This window comes from Rhodococcus sp. P14 (genome assembly GCF_000256505.1).
Lineage (GTDB): Bacteria > Actinomycetota > Actinomycetes > Mycobacteriales > Mycobacteriaceae > Rhodococcus > Rhodococcus ruber.
Map to the genome: position 1 here is coordinate 1 of NZ_AJFC01000028.1, position 6,124 is coordinate 6,124.

At 72.3% G+C, this 6,124-nt stretch carries 4 protein-coding genes; all 4 read left to right on the top strand.

The annotated features are described in order from the left end of the window. Positions 1 to 2,458 (top strand): ATP-binding protein (locus tag OEY_RS0102075; protein ID WP_010592288.1); only part of this gene is annotated, 2,458 nt, incomplete at its 5' end. Continuing rightward, entirely contained in the window at positions 2,455 to 3,591 is a 1,137-nt protein-coding gene (locus OEY_RS0102080; protein WP_010592289.1) for a DUF3322 domain-containing protein, read from the top strand. The genes OEY_RS0102075 and OEY_RS0102080, both read left to right, overlap by 4 nt. 65 nt (positions 3,592 to 3,656) lie before the next feature. Continuing rightward, positions 3,657 to 4,004, top strand: a complete 348-nt coding sequence (locus OEY_RS0102085) for a hypothetical protein (protein WP_010592290.1) — start codon at positions 3,657 to 3,659, stop codon at positions 4,002 to 4,004. Beyond that, a partial coding sequence (locus OEY_RS27925; RefSeq protein ID WP_010592291.1) for a TPR repeat region-containing protein occupies positions 4,001 to 6,124 on the top strand: 2,124 nt, incomplete at its 3' end. The genes OEY_RS0102085 and OEY_RS27925, both read left to right, overlap by 4 nt.

Consider the following 6,124-nt stretch of genomic DNA (forward strand, 5'->3'; position numbering starts at 1 on the left):
GGCTCAGCACGACCTGCAGGACGAGACCGATCACCTCGACGCGGTGCACGCCCGGATGACGGTGGACCTGCTCAGCGACCGGCTCGACGAGACGCGGGCGCAGACGGGTCTGCTGCAGGCCGCCGCGGACAAGACCGCCGACGAGGCCGACCGCGCCGGCGAACGCACCCTCGATCTGCGGGTGCGCGCCGAGAGCGCCGGCGACGGCCGGCTCGCGACCCTCCGCGTGCACAAGGAGACCGCCGAGACCGCACTCGAACGAATCACCCAGCAACGCAGACGGTTCGACGTCGCCCTCGCGCACTGGGAGGCGGAGCCGCCGGGCACCGCGGACGACTTCGCGCATCTGCAGGCCCAGCTCGAGCGGGAACTGCGCGAGCTCGACACGACCGCCGACACGCGCAGGGCCGAACTGTACGAGGTGGCCGGTGTGCTCGCCGAACGCCGGAAGACGATCCGCGCGCTGATCGCCGACCGGGAGGTCCTGGCCCGGCGCCGCTCCAACCTCGATCCCGACCTGCTGCGCGCCCGGGAACTGGTGTGCTCGGCGGCCGGACTCGGTGAGGACGCCCTGCACTTCGCGGGCGAGCTGATCGCGGTGCGCGCCGAGCACGCCGAGTGGACGGGTCCGATCGAGCGCGTCCTGGGCGGATTCAGCCGCACCCTGCTGGTGCCCGACGAGCTGTATCCGCGGGTGGCCGCCGCCGTCGACGCACACCATCTCGGTGCCCGCCTCGTGTACCGGCGGGTCCGCACGGGCGTCGGCGCGCCGGACGCACCCACCACCGCCGACGGCTCGCTCGTCCGCAAGCTCGAGGTGCGCCCCGGCCCGCTCGCCGCGTGGCTGCAGCACCAGCTGGCGGACCGCTTCGACTACGCGTGCGTCGACACCGCCGACGACCTGCGCCGCGTCCCGCGGGGCGTGACCCGGGCCGGGCAGGTCAAGCACGGCGGCGACCGGCACGAGAAGGACGACCGGCGGCGCATCGACGACCGCAGCCGCTGGGTCCTCGGCTTCGACAACGAGGCCAAGCTCGCCGACCTGCGCCGGCGCATCGGCGACGCCGAGACCGACGTCGACGCGCTGCAACGGCGGCAGGAGGCGCTCGAGCGTGCCGAGTCCGCGATCCAGCAGCGCCGGCAGGCCGCCGCGGTGATCCGTGAGTCCGCGTGGGCCGACGTCGACGTCGCGGCGGCGGGCAGCGCGGTGGACGCGATCGAGGAGCGGCTGCGCGAGTGGATGCAGGGCAACACCGAATACGCCACGCTCACCGCGGATCTGGCTCGCGCCGAGAGCGAGGAACGCGCCGCCCGGCAGGCGCACACCGCGGCGCTGGCCAAGCTCGAACAGCACCGGGACGAGCTGACCCGGGTGCAGGCGCGACTCGACGAGGCGCGGGCCCACGCCGGCACCGCGGTGCCCGACCCGATCGCCGCGCGCATCCGGGCCCGGTTCGCCGCAGCGGTCCGCCGCGTCACCGTCGACAACATCGACCGGGCCCTGAGCACGGTGGGTCGCGCGATCAACGAAGAGATGCGGTCCGCGCAACGCGCCACCGCGGACGCCGAGCGCCGCATCACCGCCATCCTCACCGGCTACCTCGCCGAGTGGGAGGCGCGGCGCGCCGAGATGCGCTCCGAGGCCGAGTACGTCGACGACGCCCTCGCCGTGCTCGCCCGGCTGCGCAGCGACGGCCTGCCCGCCTACGAGGACGAGTTCTTCCGGCTGCTGCGCGAGCAGTCGCACCGCAACATCGGGGAGCTGGCCCGCGCGATCCGCAAGGCGCCGGGCGAGATCCGCTCCCGCATCGAGCCGGTGAACGAATCGCTGCGCCGCTCGCCGTTCGACACCGACCGGATCCTGCGCATCGACGTCAAGGACCGGCGCTCCCCCGCCGCGTCGGAGTTCCTCGCGGAACTGCTGCAGATCACGAGCGGCGCGTGGAAGGAGGAGGACCGGGCCGCAGCGGAGCGACGGTTCGAACAGATGGCGGCGGTGCTCGAACGGCTCGACTCCGGCGAACCCGCCGACCTGCGGTGGAAGCGCCTCGTGCTCGACACCCGCCTGCACGTCGGATTCATCGGGGTGGAGGTCGACCCGGAGGGCAACGACGCCAACTATCACGACTCGAGCTCCGGCCTGTCGGGTGGGCAGGCGCAGAAGCTGGTGTTCTTCTGCCTCGCGGCCGCGCTGCGCTATCAGCTGGCCGCCGCCGGCGAGGAGTTGCCGCGCTACGGCACCGTGATCCTCGACGAGGCGTTCGACCGCGCCGACCCCGCGTACACGCGGCGGGCACTGGACGTGTTCACCCAGTTCGGGTTCCACATGGTGCTCGCCACCCCGCTCAAGCTGCTGCAGACCCTCGACGACTACATCGACGGCGTGGCGGCGGTGAGCATCCGCGACAAGCGCTACTCGCAGATCGCCCTGTTGCCGATCCGCGAGGACGGCACGTGAGCGCACTGTGCGTGCCGCCGTCCGCGGTCGCCGGTAAGGCCCAGGCCGCCTACCGCAGCCGCCGCGCTCGATGGATCACCGATCCCGCTGCGGCCGAGTCGGATTCGCTGTCGATCGCGCTGCATCCGCCGTCCGAGCGGCGGGTCGCGCAGGATCCCGACGCCGTCGTGGCGTGGGTGCGGGCCTGGCACGGCTACCGGGGCGCCGGCCGGGTCGAGTGGGAGACGCGGCGCTGGCCGAGCTTCGGCACGCAGGAAGTGCCGGTGCGCCTGATGCTTTCGGGCGCGACCGCGATCGCCGCCGCGGCCGCACGCGCACCCGAGTGGTGCACCCTCACCGAACGGCGGGCGCGACTGCTCGACGGACTCGGCCCCGGCACCGCGACGCTCGCGACCGCGATCGCCGCCACGCATGCCCGCTGGCTCGAGCTGGACGAGCCGGACTTCTCCCGGCTCGTCGCGGCTGTGCGCTGGCTGGCCGAGCATCCGTCGTCGGGGCTGTTCATCCGTCAGCTGCCGGTGCCCGGCGTCGACACCAAATGGGTGTCGCGGCACCGCGGTCTGGTCGAGACGCTGCTCGAGGGAGTGCGCGGCGACCGCGACCTGGGAGTGCGGTCGCTGCCGCGGATGTGCGAGGTGGCCGTGTGCGACCGGACGCTGCTGCCCGCGGCGCCGCGGGTTTTCGCGACGTCGCTCGACGAGCTGGCGGCACTGCCGGTGACACCGGCCCGCACCCTGATCCTCGAGAACAAGGAGGGCCTGCACGCGCTGCCGGACCTGCCGGCGACGGTGGCCGTGCACGGCGGGGGCTACGCGGTGCACGAACTGGCGGACGTGCCGTGGCTCGCCGCCTCCGACGTCGTGTACTGGGGCGACCTGGACACGCACGGCTTCGCGATCCTCGACCGGCTCCGCGGCCACCTCCCGCACGTGCGCAGCCTGCTCATGGATGGCGGCACTGTCGAGCGGTGGCGTGACCTCGCCGTGCCCGAGGCGTCCCCCGCTCCGCACGTGCCCGCGCACCTGACCGGGCCGGAACGCAACGCCCTCGACGCGGTGCGCACCGAAGGGCTTCGGCTCGAGCAGGAGCGGATCCCGTGGCCGTACGTCGTCGCGCATCTCGCGGCACTGTAGCCGCGGACGTCGAGCCTGTCGCACGCCGGTGTTAGAGTCCCCGCGTCGATTCGTAGGGGGGACGAATGGTGGGGGAACTGCGCGCCGATGTGGCGCGTCTCGAGGAGTTGAGCGGACGACTGCACGGCCTGGCCGCGGAGGCGTCGCGGCTGCGCGTGGGTCCGGCGGCGGGACCGTATGCGCCGGCCCTGGACGCGCTCATGCCGTCGGTACTGGAGGCGGCTCGCCTCTCGCAGGAAATCGTCGACAGTGCCCTGATTCCCGCGCTCGCGGAGCGTCTCGGCGAGACCGGTGACGTCATGCGCGCCACCGCGCGCGAGTACCGCGACCAGGACGACACGTCGGCGACGCGACTGGTCTCGGCCTATCTCTCGGCCACCGGCGACTGGCGCGTCGACGAGGATCCGGCATGACCCTGACCAAGGGGCAGGTTCGGGAATGGAATCCGAGACAACTCGACGACATCGGTCGCGCGTGGCGCGACGCCGGAGGCCGGATCGAGGAGCTGTTCGATCGATACGTCGCCGCCGTCACCGACGTCGGCGGCACGTACTGGGAGGGACGTACCGCGGAGGCCGCGCAGGAACGCGCCGCGGCCGACAGACGGACCGTCGTCGCCCTGGTCGATCGGCTCGACACGCTCGCTCGTCGGCTCGAACAGGGATTTCACGAGGTCGACGCGCCACTCCAGCGCGCCCGGGCGACGATCCTCGACGCCGAGGCCCAAGGGTTCGTCGTCGGCGAGGACCTGACGGTGCGCGATCCGGCGCCGGACCCGGACCGGGAAGCGGCCCGAGCCGGCCTGCAGGCGTACCTGGCCGAGGCGGTGTCGACCGTCGAGAACGCCGACCGGGCGCTGCAGCAGGAACTGAGCGCCGCGCGGGCCCTGCTGCGAGCCGACTTCACCTCGGTGGCTGCGCTCGGCACGGACCAGGGGCACGCGGACGGCGCGCGGCTGGTCGACGGATCGGTGACGCCGGAGGCGCTGCGGCGCCTACTCGAAGCCGGTGCGCTGACACCGGAACAGGTCGACGCCCTGCGCGCGGGCGCAGCGGCGACCATCCCGTCGTCGCACATGGAGTACCTGGTGGCCCTCAGCCGGTCCCTGGACGGCAGGACGCCCCGGGAGATCGCCGACCTCATGGCCGGACTGCCGGCCGGGGCTCGCAGCGCGCTGGCCAACGCGCTGCAGATCGTCTCCACCGAGAACGTCGCCGTCGCCGTCGCCGACGGTGACATCGCCCCGCGTGGCGGGGCGGACCTGCTACCGGACGGGATCCGGGCGGCACTCGACCGCGACGATCTGGTTGTTCACGGCTTCCGGACGATCGGCGGCACGACCTACACGAGCACCGAACTGAACGGCGTCGCCGACAACCAGGCCCTCGCCGGGACCGTGGCCGAGGGCGATGCGGTGTACCGGTCCGGCAGCACGCTCGACCGGGATCTCCTGGATGTCGGTCGCCGATATCTCGACGCCCAGGTCGCGTTCGCGCAGGACCCCAACCGCAGTTTCGAGTTCTTCACCGTCGACGGACGCGGCACGGGCGACGGTGCGTTGACGGCCGGAATCCTCACCGCGGTGGCGGACGACCGCATCGCGGTCGAACAGGCCGTCACCGACCCTGAGCACGGCACCGATTTCGTGCGGAACGTACTGGTGCACGACTGGTCGGACGACGGTGCGGCGGTGTCGTCGCTGTTCCGCGCCGACGTGAAGGACGGAGTGGTCGACGATCCTCACAACACCGCCGACGTCGCCGCAGCGACCCGTCACGGCGCGATCATGGCCGCCGTCGCGGGCGCGATGAGTTCCGGAGAGGCGTGGAAGACGTTGTCCGCCATCCCGGAAACCGACGGGCAGTCGGTGGGTCAGCTGAATCCTGATCTGCTGCGGACGGTTTCGCACGGCCTGAGCCCCTACATTCCCGACCTGGCGGGATCCCCACAGGCGGATCGGCCCGGATTCGACGTCGGCGACTGGGCGGATCCGAAGGACAACAGCAGCTATCGCGGCTCGGCGAACGTCTTCGCCGCGATGAACACCGATCCCGAGGCCGGCACGCATTTCACCGGCAGTGCATTCGCGTCCGTTGTGGCGGCCGAGACCCGGTACGCGCAGGACCCGTACACCTCGGGCACGACGGCGGAGCTCTCGACGGCCGGTCGCATCCTGGGGCTGACCGACCGGGGGCTGATGCTGTCGACCCAGGACGATTTCCACGACGAGACCGAGCGGCAGCAGGCGATCTACGACCGCAAGTCCGCCGCCTACGACGCAGTCCTTGCCCTCGGCGCGTTCGGCCTGGAGAAGTTCCCCGGCGGTGAGTACATCGCGACGCTCTACGAAGCAGGCGGTGATCCGTTGAAGGAGTTGCACATCGGCCCGGAGCCCGGCACGGAGGAATCAGCCGAGCTCACGGGCCCGAACCTGGTGCGGCAGTACTACAACGTGCTTGCGGCCGCGCCGGAGGTGCCGGTACCGATCCGTGCCCACCATCGGAACCTGTTCGACGAGGCGGGGCGGCTCCCG